Source organism: Peptoniphilus sp. Marseille-Q6390, from assembly GCF_965119475.1.
Map to the genome: position 1 here is coordinate 276295 of NZ_CBCPLS010000001.1, position 17551 is coordinate 293845.

Annotated in this window: 32 protein-coding genes; 31 read left to right on the forward strand and 1 reads right to left on the reverse strand. The window is 35.9% G+C overall.

The genetic code is table 11. The features are described 5' to 3' along the window. Nucleotides 1-7: 7 nt before the first annotated feature. The gene (locus ACWPVO_RS01310; protein ID WP_454206054.1) at nucleotides 8-805 is read right to left on the reverse strand and encodes an electron transfer flavoprotein subunit beta/FixA family protein; all 798 of its coding nucleotides are present in this window, start codon (nucleotides 803-805) and stop codon (nucleotides 8-10) included. Nucleotides 806-1321: 516 nt separating this feature from the next. Here ACWPVO_RS01310 and ahpC point away from each other — a divergent pair. The 31 genes from ahpC (at nucleotide 1322) to ACWPVO_RS01465 (ending at nucleotide 17541) form a co-directional block, all read left to right on the forward strand. Continuing rightward, nucleotides 1322-1891, forward strand: coding sequence for an alkyl hydroperoxide reductase subunit C (gene ahpC, locus ACWPVO_RS01315; protein WP_454206056.1), 570 nt, complete (start codon nucleotides 1322-1324; stop codon nucleotides 1889-1891). Further along, nucleotides 1891-3414, forward strand: a complete 1524-nt coding sequence (gene ahpF / locus ACWPVO_RS01320) for an alkyl hydroperoxide reductase subunit F (protein WP_454206058.1) — start codon at nucleotides 1891-1893, stop codon at nucleotides 3412-3414. Before ahpC ends, ahpF begins: the two co-directional genes overlap by 1 nt. Before the next feature lie 713 nt (nucleotides 3415-4127). Further along, entirely contained in the window at nucleotides 4128-4445 is a 318-nt protein-coding gene (gene rpsJ, locus ACWPVO_RS01325) for a 30S ribosomal protein S10 (protein WP_005957385.1), read from the forward strand. 58 nt (nucleotides 4446-4503) lie between these two features. Beyond that, entirely contained in the window at nucleotides 4504-5136 is a 633-nt protein-coding gene (gene rplC, locus ACWPVO_RS01330) for a 50S ribosomal protein L3 (protein ID WP_005957434.1), read from the forward strand. Between the two features lie 17 nt (nucleotides 5137-5153). After that, nucleotides 5154-5777 carry a 50S ribosomal protein L4 gene (rplD, locus tag ACWPVO_RS01335; RefSeq protein ID WP_062571962.1) on the forward strand — a complete coding sequence of 208 codons (624 nt, stop codon included), beginning with the start codon at nucleotides 5154-5156 and terminating at the stop codon, nucleotides 5775-5777. Then, nucleotides 5777-6064, forward strand: a complete 288-nt coding sequence (gene rplW, locus ACWPVO_RS01340) for a 50S ribosomal protein L23 (protein WP_005957514.1) — start codon at nucleotides 5777-5779, stop codon at nucleotides 6062-6064. The genes rplD and rplW overlap by 1 nt, the downstream gene beginning before the upstream one ends. Before the next feature lie 18 nt (nucleotides 6065-6082). Further along, the gene (gene rplB / locus ACWPVO_RS01345; RefSeq protein ID WP_454206061.1) at nucleotides 6083-6913 is read left to right on the forward strand and encodes a 50S ribosomal protein L2; all 831 of its coding nucleotides are present in this window, start codon (nucleotides 6083-6085) and stop codon (nucleotides 6911-6913) included. 13 nt (nucleotides 6914-6926) lie between these two features. After that, nucleotides 6927-7211 carry a 30S ribosomal protein S19 gene (rpsS, locus tag ACWPVO_RS01350; protein WP_005957452.1) on the forward strand — a complete coding sequence of 95 codons (285 nt, stop codon included), beginning with the start codon at nucleotides 6927-6929 and terminating at the stop codon, nucleotides 7209-7211. A gap of 11 nt (nucleotides 7212-7222) precedes the next feature. Then, nucleotides 7223-7558, forward strand: coding sequence for a 50S ribosomal protein L22 (rplV, locus tag ACWPVO_RS01355; RefSeq protein ID WP_005957388.1), 336 nt, complete (start codon nucleotides 7223-7225; stop codon nucleotides 7556-7558). An 11-nt stretch (nucleotides 7559-7569) separates the two neighbouring features. Beyond that, the gene (gene rpsC, locus ACWPVO_RS01360) at nucleotides 7570-8325 is read left to right on the forward strand and encodes a 30S ribosomal protein S3 (protein WP_060800688.1); all 756 of its coding nucleotides are present in this window, start codon (nucleotides 7570-7572) and stop codon (nucleotides 8323-8325) included. Between the two features lie 17 nt (nucleotides 8326-8342). Continuing rightward, complete coding sequence (rplP, locus tag ACWPVO_RS01365; RefSeq protein ID WP_005957418.1) at nucleotides 8343-8774, forward strand: 50S ribosomal protein L16; 432 nt, start codon at nucleotides 8343-8345, stop codon at nucleotides 8772-8774. Continuing rightward, nucleotides 8764-8970 (forward strand): 50S ribosomal protein L29, encoded by a 207-nt coding sequence (gene rpmC, locus ACWPVO_RS01370; RefSeq protein WP_060800689.1) that lies wholly within the window; start codon nucleotides 8764-8766, stop codon nucleotides 8968-8970. The genes rplP and rpmC overlap by 11 nt, the downstream gene beginning before the upstream one ends. 4 nt (nucleotides 8971-8974) lie before the next feature. Further along, nucleotides 8975-9229: a 30S ribosomal protein S17 gene (gene rpsQ / locus ACWPVO_RS01375; RefSeq protein ID WP_005957504.1), complete on the forward strand. Its 255-nt coding sequence runs from the start codon at nucleotides 8975-8977 to the stop codon at nucleotides 9227-9229. Between the two features lie 23 nt (nucleotides 9230-9252). After that, the gene (gene rplN, locus ACWPVO_RS01380) at nucleotides 9253-9621 is read left to right on the forward strand and encodes a 50S ribosomal protein L14 (protein ID WP_005957365.1); all 369 of its coding nucleotides are present in this window, start codon (nucleotides 9253-9255) and stop codon (nucleotides 9619-9621) included. A 14-nt stretch (nucleotides 9622-9635) separates the two neighbouring features. Then, nucleotides 9636-9944, forward strand: coding sequence for a 50S ribosomal protein L24 (gene rplX / locus ACWPVO_RS01385; protein WP_005957468.1), 309 nt, complete (start codon nucleotides 9636-9638; stop codon nucleotides 9942-9944). Nucleotides 9945-9955: 11 nt separating this feature from the next. Next, nucleotides 9956-10501, forward strand: coding sequence for a 50S ribosomal protein L5 (gene rplE, locus ACWPVO_RS01390; RefSeq protein WP_060800690.1), 546 nt, complete (start codon nucleotides 9956-9958; stop codon nucleotides 10499-10501). 11 nt (nucleotides 10502-10512) lie between these two features. Further along, a complete protein-coding gene (locus tag ACWPVO_RS01395) occupies nucleotides 10513-10698 on the forward strand; it encodes a type Z 30S ribosomal protein S14 (RefSeq protein ID WP_005957510.1) in 186 nt (61 codons plus the stop codon). Between the two features lie 30 nt (nucleotides 10699-10728). Beyond that, a complete protein-coding gene (rpsH, locus tag ACWPVO_RS01400) occupies nucleotides 10729-11124 on the forward strand; it encodes a 30S ribosomal protein S8 (RefSeq protein WP_454206066.1) in 396 nt (131 codons plus the stop codon). Nucleotides 11125-11138: 14 nt separating this feature from the next. Then, nucleotides 11139-11675: a 50S ribosomal protein L6 gene (gene rplF / locus ACWPVO_RS01405; RefSeq protein ID WP_005957448.1), complete on the forward strand. Its 537-nt coding sequence runs from the start codon at nucleotides 11139-11141 to the stop codon at nucleotides 11673-11675. Between the two features lie 15 nt (nucleotides 11676-11690). Continuing rightward, nucleotides 11691-12053, forward strand: coding sequence for a 50S ribosomal protein L18 (gene rplR / locus ACWPVO_RS01410; protein ID WP_005957497.1), 363 nt, complete (start codon nucleotides 11691-11693; stop codon nucleotides 12051-12053). A gap of 13 nt (nucleotides 12054-12066) precedes the next feature. Beyond that, the gene (gene rpsE, locus ACWPVO_RS01415; RefSeq protein WP_005957480.1) at nucleotides 12067-12573 is read left to right on the forward strand and encodes a 30S ribosomal protein S5; all 507 of its coding nucleotides are present in this window, start codon (nucleotides 12067-12069) and stop codon (nucleotides 12571-12573) included. Between the two features lie 10 nt (nucleotides 12574-12583). Further along, on the forward strand, nucleotides 12584-12760 hold the full coding sequence (rpmD, locus tag ACWPVO_RS01420) for a 50S ribosomal protein L30 (protein ID WP_005957502.1): 177 nt from the start codon (nucleotides 12584-12586) through the stop codon (nucleotides 12758-12760). Nucleotides 12761-12773: 13 nt separating this feature from the next. After that, entirely contained in the window at nucleotides 12774-13223 is a 450-nt protein-coding gene (gene rplO, locus ACWPVO_RS01425) for a 50S ribosomal protein L15 (protein WP_005957515.1), read from the forward strand. Beyond that, the gene (gene secY / locus ACWPVO_RS01430; RefSeq protein ID WP_454206069.1) at nucleotides 13223-14503 is read left to right on the forward strand and encodes a preprotein translocase subunit SecY; all 1281 of its coding nucleotides are present in this window, start codon (nucleotides 13223-13225) and stop codon (nucleotides 14501-14503) included. Before rplO ends, secY begins: the two co-directional genes overlap by 1 nt. 9 nt (nucleotides 14504-14512) lie before the next feature. After that, on the forward strand, nucleotides 14513-15154 hold the full coding sequence (locus ACWPVO_RS01435) for an adenylate kinase (protein ID WP_005957369.1): 642 nt from the start codon (nucleotides 14513-14515) through the stop codon (nucleotides 15152-15154). A gap of 3 nt (nucleotides 15155-15157) precedes the next feature. Beyond that, a complete protein-coding gene (locus ACWPVO_RS01440) occupies nucleotides 15158-15412 on the forward strand; it encodes a KOW domain-containing RNA-binding protein (protein WP_040541713.1) in 255 nt (84 codons plus the stop codon). An 18-nt stretch (nucleotides 15413-15430) separates the two neighbouring features. Further along, nucleotides 15431-15649, forward strand: a complete 219-nt coding sequence (infA, locus tag ACWPVO_RS01445) for a translation initiation factor IF-1 (protein WP_005957367.1) — start codon at nucleotides 15431-15433, stop codon at nucleotides 15647-15649. 22 nt (nucleotides 15650-15671) lie between these two features. After that, the gene (gene rpmJ, locus ACWPVO_RS01450; RefSeq protein WP_005957387.1) at nucleotides 15672-15785 is read left to right on the forward strand and encodes a 50S ribosomal protein L36; all 114 of its coding nucleotides are present in this window, start codon (nucleotides 15672-15674) and stop codon (nucleotides 15783-15785) included. Between the two features lie 11 nt (nucleotides 15786-15796). Beyond that, nucleotides 15797-16159, forward strand: a complete 363-nt coding sequence (rpsM, locus tag ACWPVO_RS01455) for a 30S ribosomal protein S13 (protein ID WP_005957375.1) — start codon at nucleotides 15797-15799, stop codon at nucleotides 16157-16159. Nucleotides 16160-16171: 12 nt separating this feature from the next. After that, nucleotides 16172-16567 (forward strand): 30S ribosomal protein S11, encoded by a 396-nt coding sequence (gene rpsK / locus ACWPVO_RS01460; RefSeq protein WP_005957371.1) that lies wholly within the window; start codon nucleotides 16172-16174, stop codon nucleotides 16565-16567. Between the two features lie 26 nt (nucleotides 16568-16593). Then, nucleotides 16594-17541: a DNA-directed RNA polymerase subunit alpha gene (locus tag ACWPVO_RS01465; RefSeq protein WP_250341623.1), complete on the forward strand. Its 948-nt coding sequence runs from the start codon at nucleotides 16594-16596 to the stop codon at nucleotides 17539-17541. Nucleotides 17542-17551: the final 10 nt, after the last annotated feature.

Consider the following 17551-nt stretch of genomic DNA (forward strand, 5'->3'; position numbering starts at 1 on the left):
TTATCACCTACACTAAAACTTTTGAATCTTCGATTATCTTAACAATTGCTTCTATATTCTTGTCAGCAGAACCTTCGTCAATTATCCTGCCTGTTTCATTCTTGTCTGGAGCAGAAAGGTCTTTTACCACTGTAAGGGAACCCTTTTGTCCAATCTTATCAAGGTCAAGGCCAAGTTTTTCTGCGGTTAGGTCGTGAATTTCTTTTTCTTTTGCAATACTAGATCTCTTTAGGGCAAACTTTGAAGGTTTGTTAACTGAACCCTTAAGGGCAGATGCCACGAAAGGTGTCTTTAAGGAAACTGTTTCAGTTCCATCAGCAGTCTTTCTTTTAACTTCAAATTCGCCATCCTTGTAATTGATGTCGGAGATGTAAGTCACTTGGTTCATGCCAAGTCTTTCTGCAATTTGAGGACCAACTTGTCCAGTGTCTCCGTCCATTGTTTGGTCGCCAGTGAAGATGATGTCATAGTCGCCAATGTGTTTAATAGCTTCTGCTAGGGCATAAGATGTTGCAAAAGTATCGGAACCTTTGAACTCTAGGCCTTCTAATAAGTAGGCTTCTTCTGCTCCCATTTGAATACACTCACGTAGATATTTGTCTGAATCTGGTGGTCCCATAGTTAGGACGTCAATTTGTACATCTTCTTCCACTTGTTCTGTGACATTAAGTGCAAATTTTAAACCGCAAAGATCTGATGGGTTAATAACTGTTTTGATTCCATCTCTCTTTAGGTTTTTTGTTTCTGGATCGATTTTTGCATTTGTAGTGTCAGGAACAATTTTCATTAGTAATAATATTTTCATAGTTCCTCCTAAAATTTTATTCCATATATCTATATCATACCCCAAAAGGGCGAAAGTATTAATAAAAATTTTAATAATTGATAGAAATAATCAAAAATTTTTAAGACTTATATTTATGGAATTTTGTAGTTTCTAATGGTCTGATATTTTTGTATAAGCTTATTAACTTGCAGGGGATAATAATTTATTTAAACTTAATCAAAGTCTTTAAACTTATAATTTATTATGAGTTTATAAGTATTTATTAACCCACAAATTTTTATAACTTGATTAACTTTTGTTTCTTTATAAATTTTTATGACTTCATTAACTTTTGCATCTTTATAAATTTTATGACTAAATTAAGTTTTACAAGCTCATAAATTTTTACAAGGTAATTATAATCTACAGGCTAATAAAATTTTATGATTTCATTAAACTAATTATCTTAATAAACTTAAAAGAGGATAATTTTTCGGGGTATATTAAATATTGAAAGTTGTTATCAAATAAAAATTTAAATATAAGGAGGACAATATGTCACAAATAGGAAAGAAAATACCTGAGTTTAAAACTATGGGCTATGCGCCTAGTAAGGAAAAGTTTGTAGAAGTTTCTAATAAGGACTTTGAAGGCAAGTGGACAGTTCTAATGTTCTACCCTGCTGACTTCACTTTCGTATGTCCAACTGAGCTTGAAGATATGCAAGAGCAATATGGAAAGCTAAAGGAACTTGGAGCAGAAGTTTACTCAATGTCAACTGACACTCACTTCGTTCACAAGGCTTGGCACGATCACTCTGAAGCTATTAGCAAGCTTGAGTTCACAATGTTAGCTGACCCTCACAAGTCTATTGCAAGAGATTTTGACGTACTAGATGAAGAAGCTGGTCTTGCACAAAGGGCAACTTTTATCATTGACCCAGATGGAGTTATCCAAACTCTAGAAATCAATGCTGATGGAATTGGCCGTGACGCAAGTCAAGTTTACGACAAGATTCGTGCAGGTCAATTTGTAAGAAACAATCCTGGTCAAGTTTGTCCAGCAAAATGGAAACAATCAGGAGAAACTTTAACTCCAGGCCTAGACCTAGTTGGTAAGATTTAATGTTAGACCAAAATTTAAAAGATCAGGTTAAGGGATATTTACAACTTCTCGAGAGAGAGCTTGTAATTTCTCTTAGCCTTGATGATTCAGAAAATTCTAAAAAGTTAAGGGACTTTGTAGATGAAGTAATAAGCCTTACAGATAAGATAAAAGTTGAAGAAGCTGACTTAAAGTTTAAGCCAAGCTTTAGCCTTTCATCTGGGTCTGTAAGTGGAGTTACTTTTGCTGGCCTTCCTCTAGGTCATGAGTTCGAGTCCTTTATCCTTGCTCTCTTACAAGTTGGAGGTCGTCCTCCAAAGATTGATGACAAGACTAGGGAGAGGATAGAAGCCCTTGATGAGGAAATGGAATTTGAAACTATGGTGAGCCTATCCTGTCACAATTGCCCTGAAGTTGTACAGGCTCTAAATATTATGGCAGTCTTAAATCCAAAGATTAGGCACACAATGGTTGATGGGTCTGTATTCACAGACTATGTTGAGGACCTTGGGGTCTTGGCAGTTCCAACAACTTATCTAAACTCTGAAGTCTTTAACAATGGCAAGTCTTCTTTAGATGAAATCTTAAACAAGATTAGTCATGAGGAAGTGGACTTAAAGTTAGAAGAAAAACCTGTCTTTGACAGTCTTGTTATTGGCGGCGGTCCTGGTGGGGCAACAGCTGCAATCTATGGAGCGAGAAAGGGAATAAAGGTTGGACTTGTAGCTAAAGAATTTGGCGGTCAAGTTAAGGAAACTCTTTCAATAGAAAACATCACTGGGATTGAGTACACAGAGGGGCCAAAGTACATGGATGATGTGAAGGCTCATCTGGATAAGTACAAGGTTGATATTATTGAAGGCGCATCTGTAAGTGGTATTGAAGAAGGCAATCCTTTAAAAGTTATTACTAATAAGGGAGAGCTCTTTGCCAAAACTGTAATAATTGCCACTGGTGCCAAGTGGAGGTTAATTGGAATTCCTGGAGAGATAGAATTTAGGAACAAGGGCGTTGCCTACTGCACTCACTGTGACGGACCACTCTTTAAGGGTAAGAAGGTAACAGTAATCGGTGGAGGTAACTCTGGTATAGAAGCTGCAATTGATCTTGCCAGCCTTGCCAAGGAAGTCCTAGTCTTAGAATTCTTGCCAGAACTAAAGGCAGACAAGGTTCTTCAAGATAAGCTAAGGGAATTTAAAAATGTAAGAATAGTTACTAATGCAGAGACCCAAGCCTTGACTGGAGAAAAAGTTTTGGAAAAAATTTCTTACAAGGACAGGATAAGTGGCGAAGTCATAGAAGAAAAGACTGAAGGTTGCTTTATCCAAGTTGGACTTGTGCCAATTACTGAGTGGGCAGACATGGTGGAAAAAAATCCTCGTGGAGAAATTATTGTAGATGAGTTTGGGGCTACAAGCCTTGAGGGAGTTTACGGAGCAGGGGACTGCACTAACTCAGCCTTTAAGCAAATTGTCATAGCAGAAGGATCTGGTGCAACAGCTGCCCTAGGTGCTTATAATTATTTAATGACTAAGTCAAAGTGATCTTATTAAAATAGTAAAGATTATAAAAAATTAGTAATAAAAAGTGTATGAAAAGTATGGTGGCCTGCCATACTTTTTTTAATTCTTTCTATAATATGGGATCCTGCATAAGCTTGTCTAATAAAAAAATTTTTGCGGTTTGAAAAAATTTAAAAACTTGTGGGAATTTTTTATATCTACTCAGAAAAAAATATTTTACTAATTTAGGTTAAAAAAATAAAAAAATAAAATCGAATAAAATAGGAAAAAATTTTTAAAAGTTAGTAAGTCTTAGAAAAAAATAAGTAAAAAAATAATTTTTTTATAAATAGGAAGAAAATTAAAAATATTTTTATAAATATAGATAAAGCCTTGCAAATATAAGACTTTTAGACTATATTAAAGGGAGTGTCTATAAATTTAGACACAAAAATTTATAGCAAAAATATTCTTAATAAAAAATCTGAAGAAATTCAAAAAAACCTGTAAATATCCTTTACAAGTGGGATTTTTTATTATATAATATTTGAGCGTTTAAAAAGAATGTTGCGATGAAGTCATAAGTTGCTTGAGATTTTGTTGAAAAAAAGGAGTTTCAAGGTAATTATGACAGAGAAGTCCAAGCTGGACTTGGGCGTGGGTTATTTTTTTTCAAATGTGCCCTGTTTACACACCAGGGTGCGTGTATCGATAACCCCATTCGCAAGTAAGGCTTTAGCGAATAGGAGGTAAATATGTCTAACAAAGGCAAACAAAAAATCAGAATTAAACTTAAAGCTTATGATCACGAACTACTTGACAATTCAGCACTAAGAATTGTTGATGCTGCTAAGAAGAGCGGTGCAGAAGTATCTGGACCAATTCCTCTTCCAACTGAAAAGGAAATCATCACAATTATAAGAGCTGTACACAAGTACAAGGATTCAAGAGAACAATTTGAGCAAAGAACTCACAAGCGTCTAATTGATATATTAAACCCTACACAAAAAACTGTAGATTCACTTATGAAGTTAAATCTACCAGCTGGTGTAGATATTGAAATTAAACTTTAAAACTTTGCTTTATATGACTTCTAAATAGAAGTCCGCTGTAAATATTAGGAGGTGCAACATGAAATATTTAGTAGGTAAAAAAATTGGCATGACCCAAATTTTTGATGAAGAGGGTATTGTCACTCCTGTCTCAGTTATTGAAGTAGAACCAAATGTTGTTGTGCAAAAGAAAACAATTGAAAGTGATGGATATAACGCTATCCAAGTTGCAACACAAGAGGTTAAAGAAAGAAGATTAAACAAACCTGAGAAGGGACATTTAGACAAAGCTGGTGTAGGATACAGAAAACATCTTTCAGAATTCAGAACTGATGATGTAGAATCTTACAACCTAGGCGATGAAATAAAAGTAGATTTATTTGAAGTTGGAGAACACGTTGATGTTGTTGGAACTTCAAAGGGTAAAGGAACTGCTGGTATTATCAAACGCCACAACTTCGGTCGTGGTAGAGAAACTCACGGTTCTAAATTCCACAGAATGCCAGGTGGTATGGGAGCTGCTTCTTATCCAGGAAAAGTTTGGAAAAACCACAGAATGGCTGGAAAAATGGGTAACGAAAGAGTTACTGTACAAAACTTAGAAATCGTAAGAATAGATACAGATAAAAATTTAATTTTAGTTAAGGGTGCTATTCCAGGACCTAAGAAGGGAACTGTTAGAATTAAAAGCACTGTTAAAATGACTAAATAAGATAGGGAGGTTAAGAAATGCCTAAAATTCAAATGATTGACATTAAGGGAAATCCTGTTGAAGAAGTCGAACTAAGTGAAGGGCTATTTGCTGCTCCTGTTAGCACTCATGCTGTTTATTTAGTTGTTAAAAATATTTTAGCTAACAAAAGACAAGGTACTCACTCTGCTAAGACACGTGCTGAAGTTCGTGGAGGCGGAAGAAAACCTTGGAGACAAAAGGGAACTGGTCGTGCAAGACAAGGTTCTATTAGATCACCTCAATGGAGAGGCGGTGGAGTTGTTTTCGCTAAGAAACCAAGAGATTACTCTTACACAACTCCTAAGAAGGCTAGAAGAGTTGCTCTTAAGTCAGTTCTTACAAGCAAGTTACAAGATGGCGAAATGATTCTTGTAGATTCTATCCAAATGGAAGAAGCTAAGACAAAAGTTTTTGCTAACATCTTAAAGAATATCGGTGCTGGAAAGAAAGCACTTGTAGTTGTTAATGACGACGAAAAAGATGTTCAAAGAGCAGCAAGAAACATCGCTGGTGTTAAGACATCAAGAGCTACAGACATTAACGTATACGACTTATTAAAGTACGATAACCTTGTTATCACAAAGTCTGCACTTGATGTTGTTGAGGAGGTTTTTAACTGATGAATAAATTTGACGTTATAAAAAGACCTTTAGTCACTGAACAAAGTATGGACATGATGGCAGAAAACAAATACACTTTTGAAGTTGTTAAAACTGCTACAAAACCTGAAATCAGAGAAGCTGTTGAAGAAATCTTCGGCGTTAAGGTTGAAAAAGTATATACAATGAATATGCGTGGTAAACTTAAAAGACAAGGAGTTCATCAAGGAAGACGTCCTTCATGGAAAAAGGCTATAGTTAAGCTTACTGATGACTCAGAGCCGATAGAATTTTTTGATTCTATCTGATAGTAGGAGGTATTAATAATGGCGATTAGAGGATTTAAACCTACAACTCCTTCCCGTAGAAAAATGACAGTTGCTACATTTGAAGAGATTACTAAGACAACACCTGAAAGATCTCTTGTAACAACTATCAACAAGACTGCCGGTAGAAATGCTCACGGTAGAATTACTAGTAGACATAGAGGCGGCGGAGTTAAAAGAAAATACAGAATTATAGATTTAAAGAGAGATAAAGACAATATTCCTGCAAGAGTAGCAGCTATTGAATACGATCCATACAGAACAGCTTACATTGCTCTTCTAAACTATGCTGATGGTGAAAAAAGATACATCATCCAACCAAATGGTTTAAAGGTAGGAGACGTAGTTGAATCTGGATCAGATGCAGATATTAAAGTTGGTAATACACTAAGACTTGCTGACATTCCAGTTGGTACAACAGTACACAACATCGAAATGACTCCAGGTAAGGGTGGACAAATTGCAAGATCTGCTGGATCATCTGCACAACTTATGGCAAAAGAAGGAAAGTTCGCTCAACTTAGACTTCCTTCAGGTGAATTTAGATTAATCGATCTAAGATGTAAGGCAACTATTGGACAAGTTGGAAATATTTCTCACGAACTTATCACTTTAGGTAAGGCAGGTAAGAGCAGATATCTTGGAAAGAGACCTCACGTAAGAGGATCTGCAATGAACCCTGTTGATCACCCTCATGGTGGTGGGGAAGGTAGAACTCCAATTGGTAGACCTTCACCAATGACTCCTTGGGGCAAGAAAGCTCTAGGACTTAAGACTAGAAAGAAATCTAAAAAATCTGACATGTATATTGTAAGAAGAAGAACTAAGTAATCGGAGGGTATTAATGAGTAGATCAATAAAAAAAGGACCATTTGCTGATGAACACCTTCTAAAGAAGGTTGACGAGCTTAATGATAAGAACGAACACAAAGTAATAAAAACTTGGTCTCGTCGCTCAACTATTTTCCCTGAATTTGTTTCTCACACAATTGCTGTTCACGACGGCAGAAAACATGTGCCAGTATATATTACTGAAGACATGGTAGGACATAAATTAGGTGAATTTGTTCCAACAAGAACATATAGAGGCCACGGCGGCAAGAGCGAAAAGAGTACAACACTTAAGTAAGGAGGGTTATAATGCAAGCACAAGCAATTGCTAAATATGTTAGAATATCACCTCTTAAGGTGAACTATATTTGCGCAGAAATACGCGGAAAAAGCGTTGATGAAGCCCTCTCTATTTTAAAGTTTACTAATAAAAGAGGAGCTCATGAACTATATAAGGTACTACATTCAGCTGTAGCTAACGCTGAAAACAACCTTAACCTAGACAGAGGAGATCTTTATGTTAAAAAGGCTTACGCAAACGAAGGTCCAACAATGAAGAGATTCCGTCCTAAGGCTAAAGGTATGGCTTATCCAATTTTAAAGAGATCAAGTCACATTGGCGTTGTAGTAGCAGAAAGAGAGTAAGGAGGTAGAGAATGGGTCAAAAAGTAAACCCACATGGACTTCGTGTTGGAGTAATCAAAGATTGGGATTCAAAATGGTACGCAGATAAGAAAAATTTTGCCGATCTTTTAGTTGAAGACAACAATATTAGAAATTACGTTAAGAAAAAACTTTATGCTGCAGGTATCTCTAAAATCGAAATCGAAAGAGCTGCTAATAGAGTTAAAGTTTCTATTCATACAGCAAAACCAGGCATGGTAATTGGCCGTGGCGGTGCTGGTGTCGAAGAACTAAGAACTGAAATTGAAAAACTTACAGATAAATCTGTTGTAATAAATGTAGAAGAAATTAAAAACCCAGACCTAGATGCACAAATCGTTGCTGAAGGTATTGCTGAAGCTCTTGAAAGAAGAGTTGCATTTAGACGTGCTATGAAACAAGCAATCCAAAGAACTATGCGTCAAGGAGCACTTGGTATTAAAACTTCTGTTGCAGGTCGTCTTGGCGGTGCTGACATGGCAAGAACTGAAGGATATTCTGAAGGAACTATTCCTCTACAAACTTTAAGAGCTGACATTGACTACGGTTTTGCTGAAGCTGATACAACTTACGGAAAACTAGGCGTTAAAGTTTGGTTATACAAGGGTGAAGTTCTTCCTGAAATCGAAGATGAAAGAGGAAGAAAACCTAGAGATAATAGAGATAACAGAAATCGCAAGAGACGCGATAACAGAAACAATAATTTCAATAGAAATAATAGAAGAGACAATAAAAATAAAGAGTCTTAAAGAAGGGGGGAATAGTCATGTTGATGCCTAAGAGAGTAAAATATCGTAAAGTTCACAGAGGCAGAATGAAGGGCAAGGCTATGCGTGGTAATGAGCTTGCATACGGCGAATATGGTATAAAAGCTTTAGAACCTTGTTGGATAACTTCAAATCAAATAGAAGCGGCACGTCGTGCTATGACAAGATATATTCGTAGAGGTGGAAATATCTGGATTAAGATTTTCCCAGACAAACCTGTTACAGAAAAGCCTGCTGAAACTCGTATGGGTTCCGGTAAAGGTGCGCCAGAATACTGGGTAGCAGTTGTTAAACCAGGTAGAGTTTTATTTGAAATGGGTGGTGTTTCAGAAGAAGTTGCAAGAGAAGCTATGAGACTTGCATCCATGAAACTCCCTATTAAAACGAAATTCGTTATGAAAGATAAGGATGGTGACTCAAATGAAGGCTAATGAAATCCGCAAGATGTCTAGCGAAGATTTAAATAACAAAGTTAATGAACTTAAAAATGAACTTTTTAATTTGAGATTCAGATTGGCAACTGGCCAACTTGACAATCCATCAAGTATTAAAAGTGTTAAAAGAGATATAGCAAGAGTAAAAACGATCATTAGAGAACGTGAACTTGAAGTTGGAAAGGAGGCTTAATCTCATGGAAAGAAATTCAAGAAAAACTATAACAGGAATTGTTGTAAGCGATAAGATGGATAAGACTATTGTAGTTCAAACTGAGACTTTAAAGACTCATCCAATCTATAAGAAGAGATTTAAGAAGTCTACTAATTTCAAGGCTCATGATGAAAATAATGAATGTGGTATTGGTGATCGCGTAAGAGTTATGGAAACTAGACCACTAAGTAAAGATAAAAGATGGAGACTTGTAGAAATTATTGAAAAGGCTCAATAATTTTAGCTTGAAAGGAGAATAACATGATTCAACAAGAAACAAGATTGCGTGTTGCTGACAATTCAGGTGCAAGAGAACTATCTGTTGTTAAAGTCCTTGGTGGTACTAATAGAAGAACAGCTAACATTGGTGATATTGTAGTATGTTCTGTTAAACATGCAACACCCGGTGGCGTTGTCAAAAAAGGTTCTGTTGTAAAGGCAGTTATTGTTAGAACAAACAAGGGAATCAGCAGAAAAGACGGATCTTACATCAAATTTGACGATAACGCAGCTGTTGTAATAAAAGATGATAGAAGCCCTGTTGGGACTCGTATTTTTGGACCTGTAACTAGAGAACTTAGAGCTGGAAACTTTATGAAGATTATATCTCTAGCTCCGGAAGTACTATAATTTGGAGGTGTAATATGAGAATTAAAAAAGATGACATCGTAAAAGTTATAGCCGGAAAAGATAAAGGCAAGACTGGTAAAGTCCTAAGAACAATTCCTAAGAAAGACTTAGTTGTTGTAGAAAAGGTTAATGTTGTAACTAAACACATGAAACCAAAGGGACCTCAAGCACCAGGTGGAATTGAAAAAATGGAAGCGCCAATTCACGTATCTAACGTAATGTACTTTGACAGTGCATCAGGCAAGGCTACTAGAGTTGGTTATAAATTTGAAGACGGAAAAAAAGTTAGATTTGCAAAATCTAGCGGAAAGACAATTAAGTAGGGGGTAGAATAATGACTTCAAGATTACAAGAAAAATATAAGACAGAAGTTGTGGGCCACCTAATGGAACGCTTCAATTATAAAAGCGTTATGGAAGTACCGAAACTTGAAAAGATCACTATTAACATTGGTCTTGGCGAAGCTAAAGATAACCACAAGGCTCTAGAAGCAGCTGTTGAAGACCTAACTATTATTTCAGGTCAAAAGGCGCTTGTTACTAAGGCAAGAAAATCTATAGCTAACTTTAAACTTCGTGAAGGTCAAAATGTTGGTGTTAAGGTAACTCTAAGAGGCGAAAGAATGTACGATTTCTTAGATAAGCTTATGAACGTTGCTCTTCCAAGAGTAAGAGACTTTAGAGGTGTTAAGCCAACTGCATTTGACGGCAGAGGTAACTATGCACTAGGTCTTAAAGAACAACTTATCTTCCCAGAAATCGAATACGATAAAGTAGACACTATTAGAGGTATGGACATCAATATAGTAACTACAGCTAAAACTGATGAAGAAGCTAAAGAATTCCTAGACAAAATGGGAATGCCTTTTGCTAAGGCTTAAGGAGGTACAAAGTGGCTAAAAAATCAATGATTGCTAAACAAAAGAGGAAACAAAAGTATTCTTCTCGTGAGTATACAAGATGTAAAATTTGTGGAAGACCACATTCAGTTTTACAAAAATATGGAATATGTAGAATTTGCTTTAGAGAACTTGCGTATAAAGGACAAATCCCTGGCGTAAGAAAAGCTAGCTGGTAATAAGCCTTAGATGAAAGGAGGCAAACTGATATGATGACAGACCCAATTGCAGATATGCTATCAAGAATTAGAAATGCAAATAATGCAAGACACAAATCTGTTGATGTTCCTTGCTCAAACATCAAAAAAGAAATCGCTAAGATTCTTCTTGATGAAGGTTATATTAAAGGATATGACGTTGTTGAAGACGACAAACAAGGAATGATTAAAATAGATCTTAAATATTCTCAAGACGGTGAAAGAGTTATCTCTGGATTAAAGAGAATATCAAAACCGGGACTTAGAGTTTATGTTAAGTGCGACGATGTTCCTAAAGTTCTTGGAGGACTAGGAATTGCAATTATCTCTACATCTAAGGGAATAATTTCAGATAAAATGGCAAGACAAGAAAAAGTTGGCGGAGAGGTAATCTGCTACGTTTGGTAATTTGGAGGTGAAAAATGTCAAGAATTGGCAAAAAACCTATTGAAATCCCAAAGGGCGTTGAAGTTAAAGTTGACGGCCAAACAGTTACTGTTAAGGGACCAAAGGGTGAACTAACACAATCTTTCGATAAAGATTTAAGAATAGAATTAAATGACGGAGTTCTCACTGTAGAAAGACCAAATGATATTAAAAGAATTAAGGCACTTCACGGTTTAACTAGAACTCTAATTTACAATATGATAATTGGCGTTACAGAAGGTTATACAAAATCTCTAGAAATAATTGGAACAGGATATAGAGCTGCTAAGAAGGGAAAAGTTCTTTCTCTAAACTTAGGATTCTCTCACCCTCTTGATATAGAAGATCCAGAAGGTATTGAAGTAGAAGTTCCATCTCCTAACTCAATTATTGTTAAAGGTAACGATAAACAACAAGTTGGCGCTTATGCTGCTTACATTAGACGCTTCAGAGAACCTGAACCATATAAGGGTAAGGGTATTAGATATACTGATGAACATGTAAGACGTAAAGTTGGTAAGACTGGTAAGTAAGAAAGGAGAATTTAAGTGTTAAATAAAATTAATAGAAACGAAAACAGAATTAAAAGACACAAAAGAATTAGAAATCACATCTCCGGAACTTCAATGAAGCCTAGACTTTCAGTTTACAGATCATCTAAACATATTTATGCTCAATTAATTGATGATGAAGCTGGCAATACTTTATTAAGTGCATCTACACTTGACAAGGGATTGAACTTAGAAAACACTGGAAATATTGAAGCAGCTAAATCTGTTGGAGAATCTATTGCTAAAAAGGCATTAGAAAAAGGAATTGAAGAAGTTGTCTTTGATAGAAGTGGATATATTTTCCACGGTAAAATCAAAGCACTTGCTGATGCAGCTAGAGAAGCTGGTCTAAAATTCTAAGAAGGAGGAAGTAATGGAGCGTTCATTAATAAATGCGGCAGAACTTGATCTTGAAGAAAGAGTTGTATCTATAAACAGAGTTGCCAAAGTAGTTAAGGGTGGTAGAAACTTTAGATTCTCAGCTCTTGTAGTAGTTGGTGACAAAAACGGACACGTTGGTGTAGGTACTGGTAAAGCTCTTGAAGTTCCTGAAGCAATAAGAAAAGCAACACAAGATGCTAGAAAGAATATTGTAAGAATTAACTTACTAAACACTTCTATTCCTCATCAAGTAACTGGAATTTATGGTGCAGGTAGAGTTTTCTTAAAGCCAGCAAGAGAAGGTACAGGAGTTATTGCCGGTGGTGCAGTACGTGCTGTATGCGAACTTGCAGGTATTACTGATATTCGTACTAAAAACATTGGTACAAACAACCCAAGAAACGTTGTTAATGCAACTATGGAAGGTCTAAAGTCTCTTAAGACTGCAGAATCTGTTGCAAGACTTAGAAATAAATCTGTTGAAGAAATTTTAGGATAGGAGGAAAATCATGAGTACAATTAAAATTAAACTTGTTAAAAGTCCTATCGGTAAAGTACCTAAACACAGAAAAACAATCAAAGCTCTTGGTTTTAAAAAGTTAAACCAAGTTATCGAAAAAAATGACACTCCTCAAATCAGAGGAATGTTAAAACAAGTCGATTATATGATCGAAGTAGTAGAATAAGGAGGTGTACCTAATGAAGTTACATGACTTAAGACCTAACGAAGGCGGCGGAGTTAAAGCTAGAAAAAGAGTAGGTCGTGGAATTGGTTCCGGTACTGGTAAGACTTCCGGCAAGGGTCACAAAGGCCAAAATGCTAGAAGTGGCGGCGGAGTAAGACCTGGATTTGAAGGTGGACAAATGCCACTATTCAGACGTCTTCCTAAGAGAGGATTTACAAATATCTTTAAGAAAGAATACGCTGTATTAAACGTAGCTGATCTTAATGTATTTGAAGAAGGAACTGAAATCACTCCTGAATTCTTAATCGAAAATAAATTTATAAAGGCTGGTAAGGCTAAAGACGGACTTAGAATCTTGGGAGATGGTGAATTAAATGTTAAATTAACTGTTAAAGCTCAGCATTTCTCAAAATCTGCTATAGAAAAAATTGAGGCTTGCGGAGGAAAGGCCGAGGTGATTTAATGCTGTCCACTTTTAGGGATGCGTGGAAGATTGAATCTCTTCGTAAGAAGATGCTTTTCACTCTTTTCATGCTTCTATTATATAGACTTGGATCACACATCGCTGTTCCTTATATGAATTCACAAGTGATTTCACAAATTTTTTCTGGATCAGGTGGATCAATTTTCTCCTTCCTTGACTTAATGGCAGGGGGAAACTTTAGAAGATTTACTATATTTGCTGCTAACATTTATCCTTATGTTACAGCATCAATCATTCTTCAACTTTTGACAATTGCTATTCCTTCATTGGAATCTCTTGCAAAAGAAGGAGAAACTGGTAGAAAGGCTATTGCAAAATACACTAGATACCTTTCTATTGCTATCGCTCTTATTCAAGCAGTTGGTTATACTTTTGGTCTATTTAGAAAAGCAGTTAACGCAACAAGTGCTATTGAATACACAACTATTATCCTATCAATAGTTGCTGGTACAGCGGTACTAATTTGGATAGGAGAACAAATAACTGAACACGGAATCGGAAATGGTATTTCAATCTTAATTTTTGCAGGTATTGTTTCAAGATTCCCACTTGATATAGCTCAATCTGTTGCTCTTGTTAAGGCAGGAAAGTCTAGCCCAATTTTCTTAGTGCTATTCATAATAATTGCTATTGCAATTGTTGTTTTTGTAGTAACACTAACTGAAGGTGAAAGAAGAATTCCTGTACAATATGCAAAGAGAGTTGTTGGTAGAAAGATGTACGGTGGACAATCAACTCATATTCCTATTAAGGTTTTAATGACTGGTGTTATGCCAATTATCTTCGCTAACTCACTACTTGCTATTCCAGCAACTATTGCTATGTTTACAAGTGAATCAACTAGAAATTGGATTCAAAAATGGTTAACTCCAGCTGGAGGACCAGGAGCTGTGCTTTATATAATATTTACTGTTATTCTTATTGTATTTTTCACATTCTTCTATACTACAATCCAATTCAACACTGTTGAATACTCTAAAAACCTTCAAGCTAATGGTGGTTTTATTAGTGGTATTAGAGCAGGAAAACCTACAAGTGATTATTTAGGTAGAACTTTAAATAGATTGGTTATGCCGGGAGCAATTGCACTTTCTATACTTGCAGTTCTTCCAACTATCCTAACACTTATTTCAGGCCTACAATTCAACTATGGTGGTACATCAATTATCATCGTTGTTGGTGTTGTACTTGAAATCCACAGAGTGTTAGAACAACAATTAATCATGAGAAATTATCGTGGATTCTTAAAGAATAAGTAGGAGGTAATTATGAAATTAGTTATATTGGGACCTCCAGGGGCCGGCAAAGGTACACAAGCTGAATATATTGTAAAGAGATACAATATCCCACATATTTCAACTGGAGATATCTTTAGAGAAAATATTAAGAACAACACTGAACTTGGAAAGAAAGCTAAGTCTTATATGGACAAGGGTCTTTTAGTTCCTGATGATCTTGTTATTGCACTTGTTGAAGATAGACTTAACAAGGACGATGCTAAAGAAGGATTTCTACTAGACGGTTTCCCAAGAACTGTAGCTCAAGCTGTTAGCCTTGACTCAATCTTAGATAAGAATGACGACAAGCTAACTAAGGTAATTAACATTTCAGTTGATCCTGAAATCTTAATTGAAAGAGCTGTTGGAAGACGTGTTTGTAAAACTTGTGGTATGACTTATCACGTTAAATTCAATCCTCCAAAGGAAGAAGGAGTTTGTGATAAGGACGGCACTAAGCTTATTCAAAGAGATGACGACACTGAAGAAACTGTAAAGACTAGAATTTCTGTTTACTTTGATCAAACAGCACCTCTTATTGACTACTATAGAGCACAAAATCTATTAATAGACATTGACGGTGCAAAGGATATTGACAAGGTATTTGACGATATAGTTATTGGTCTCGAATAGTTCATGGATAAAACATTTAGTCTTTTGAAGGGACAAGTGGTAAGATCCAAAAAGGGTAGAGATGAGGGCAAGGTTTATATCATAATGGAAATTATTGATGATGACCTTCTCTTGCTCGTTGATGGAAAACTAAGAAAGCTAGATCGACCAAAGAAAAAAAAGGTAAAACATCTTTATATATATAAGGATGTCATAGATACTGAGGTAAGTGACTTTAGTGACATCTATATTAGAAAGAAACTATTACCTTATAGCTAAAGGAGGATCCTTAATAATATGGCTAAAGAAGATGTAATTGAAGTAGAAGGCGTTGTTGTTGACGCTCTTCCAAATACTCATTTCAAGGTTGAACTTGAAAATGGACATATCATACTTGCTCATATTTCAGGTAAATTGAGAATGAATTATATTAGAATTCTTCCTGGTGATAAGGTGACAGTTGAGCTTTCACCTTATGATCTTACACGAGGTAGAATAACTTGGAGAAAGAAATAATCCAGAGTCAGGAGGCATTTAAATGAAAGTAAGACCATCTGTAAAAAAGATGTGCGAAAAGTGCAAAATTATTAAAAGAAACGGAAGAGTAATGGTAATCTGTGAAAATCCGAAACATAAACAAAGACAGGGATAAGGGAGGTAATTATGGCTAGAATTTCCGGTGTTGATTTACCTAGAGAAAAAAGAGTTGAAATTGGACTCACTTACATCTATGGTATTGGAAAACCCAGATCTCAAGAAATATTAACTGCAGCTGGCGTAGACTTTGACACTCGTGTTAAAGACCTAACAGAAGCAGAACTTGCTAAAATTAGAGAAGAAATTGATAAGTACCACGTAGAAGGTGATTTACGTCGTGATGTTGCTATGAACATCAAGAGACTTCGTGAAATCAACTGCTACCGTGGAAGAAGACATAAAATGGGTCTTCCTGTAAGAGGACAAAAGACTAAGACAAATGCTAGGACAAGAAAAGGTCCTAAGAAACTTGTTTCTAAGGGTAAGTAAGGGGGGACTTAAATGGCAAAAAAACAAAAAGCTACACGTGCTAGAAGACGTGTACGTAAAAATATTGAAAAAGGTGAAGCACATATAGCTTCAACATTTAACAACACTATGGTTACTCTTACTGATATTAACGGTAATGTTATATCTTGGGCTAGTGCTGGACAACTTGGATTTAGAGGTTCAAGAAAGTCTACTCCTTTTGCAGCACAAGAGGCAGCACAAGAAGCAGCTGAAAAAGCTAAAGAACACGGACTAAAAAGCGTTGACGTATATGTTAAGGGTCCAGGCTCAGGAAGAGAAGCTGCTATTAGATCTCTTCAAGCATCAGGTCTTGAAGTAACAATGATTAAAGATGTTACTCCAATTCCTCACAATGGATGTAGACCACCAAAACGTAGAAGAGTCTAAACTATTTACCGAGAAGGAGGGTACCCATGATTGAAATTGAAAAACCTAGGATTAGTATTGAAGAATTAGATGAATCAGGTTTATATGGCAAGTTTGTCGTTGAACCTCTAGAAGCTGGATTTGGTATCACTATTGGAAATTCCTTAAGAAGAGTGTTACTTTCCTCTCTACCGGGCGCAGCTGTATCTTTTATCAATATACGTGGCGTTGAACATGAATTTGATACAATTCCAGGAGTATTGGAAGATGTACCTGAAATAGTTTTAAATATTAAATCTATAGTTTTAAAGATGACTGAAGATGAGCCTGTAAAACTAGTAATAGAAAAAAAGGGCAAGGGTGAAATAAAAGCCTCTGATATTGAACTTGTTCCACATGTAAGTATTATTAATCCAGATCAACATATAGCAACCCTAAATGATGATGCTGATTTCTATCTTGAAATGATGGTGGAAAAGGGAAGAGGCTATGAACCTTCTGAACTTAAAAAGGAAGAAATATCTGAAATAGGAATTATTCCTATGGATTCTAACTTCACTCCTGTGGAAAAAGTAAACTGGAAGGTCGAAAACACAAGAGTTGGACAAAGAACAGACTTCGATAGATTAATCCTCGAAGTTACAACAGATGGTTCAATGAAGGCTGACGAAGCAACATCTCTTGCAGCAAAAATCTTGACAGAACATCTTGAACTCTTCATTGGCCTAAAAGAACATGTCAGTGAAATAAATTTGATGGTTGAAAAAGAAGAGGATCAAAAGGAAAAAGTTCTCGAAATGACAGTTGAAGAATTAGACTTATCTGTAAGATCATTCAATTGCCTAAAGAGAGCAGGCATAAATAGTGTTGAGGAACTAACTAATAAAACTGAAAGTGAAATGATGAAGGTTAGAAATCTAGGTAGAAAATCTCTACTAGAAGTAACTGAAAAACTTGACGAGTTAGGCTTAAGCCTCAAACCTGAAGAAGAATAAGGAGGATATT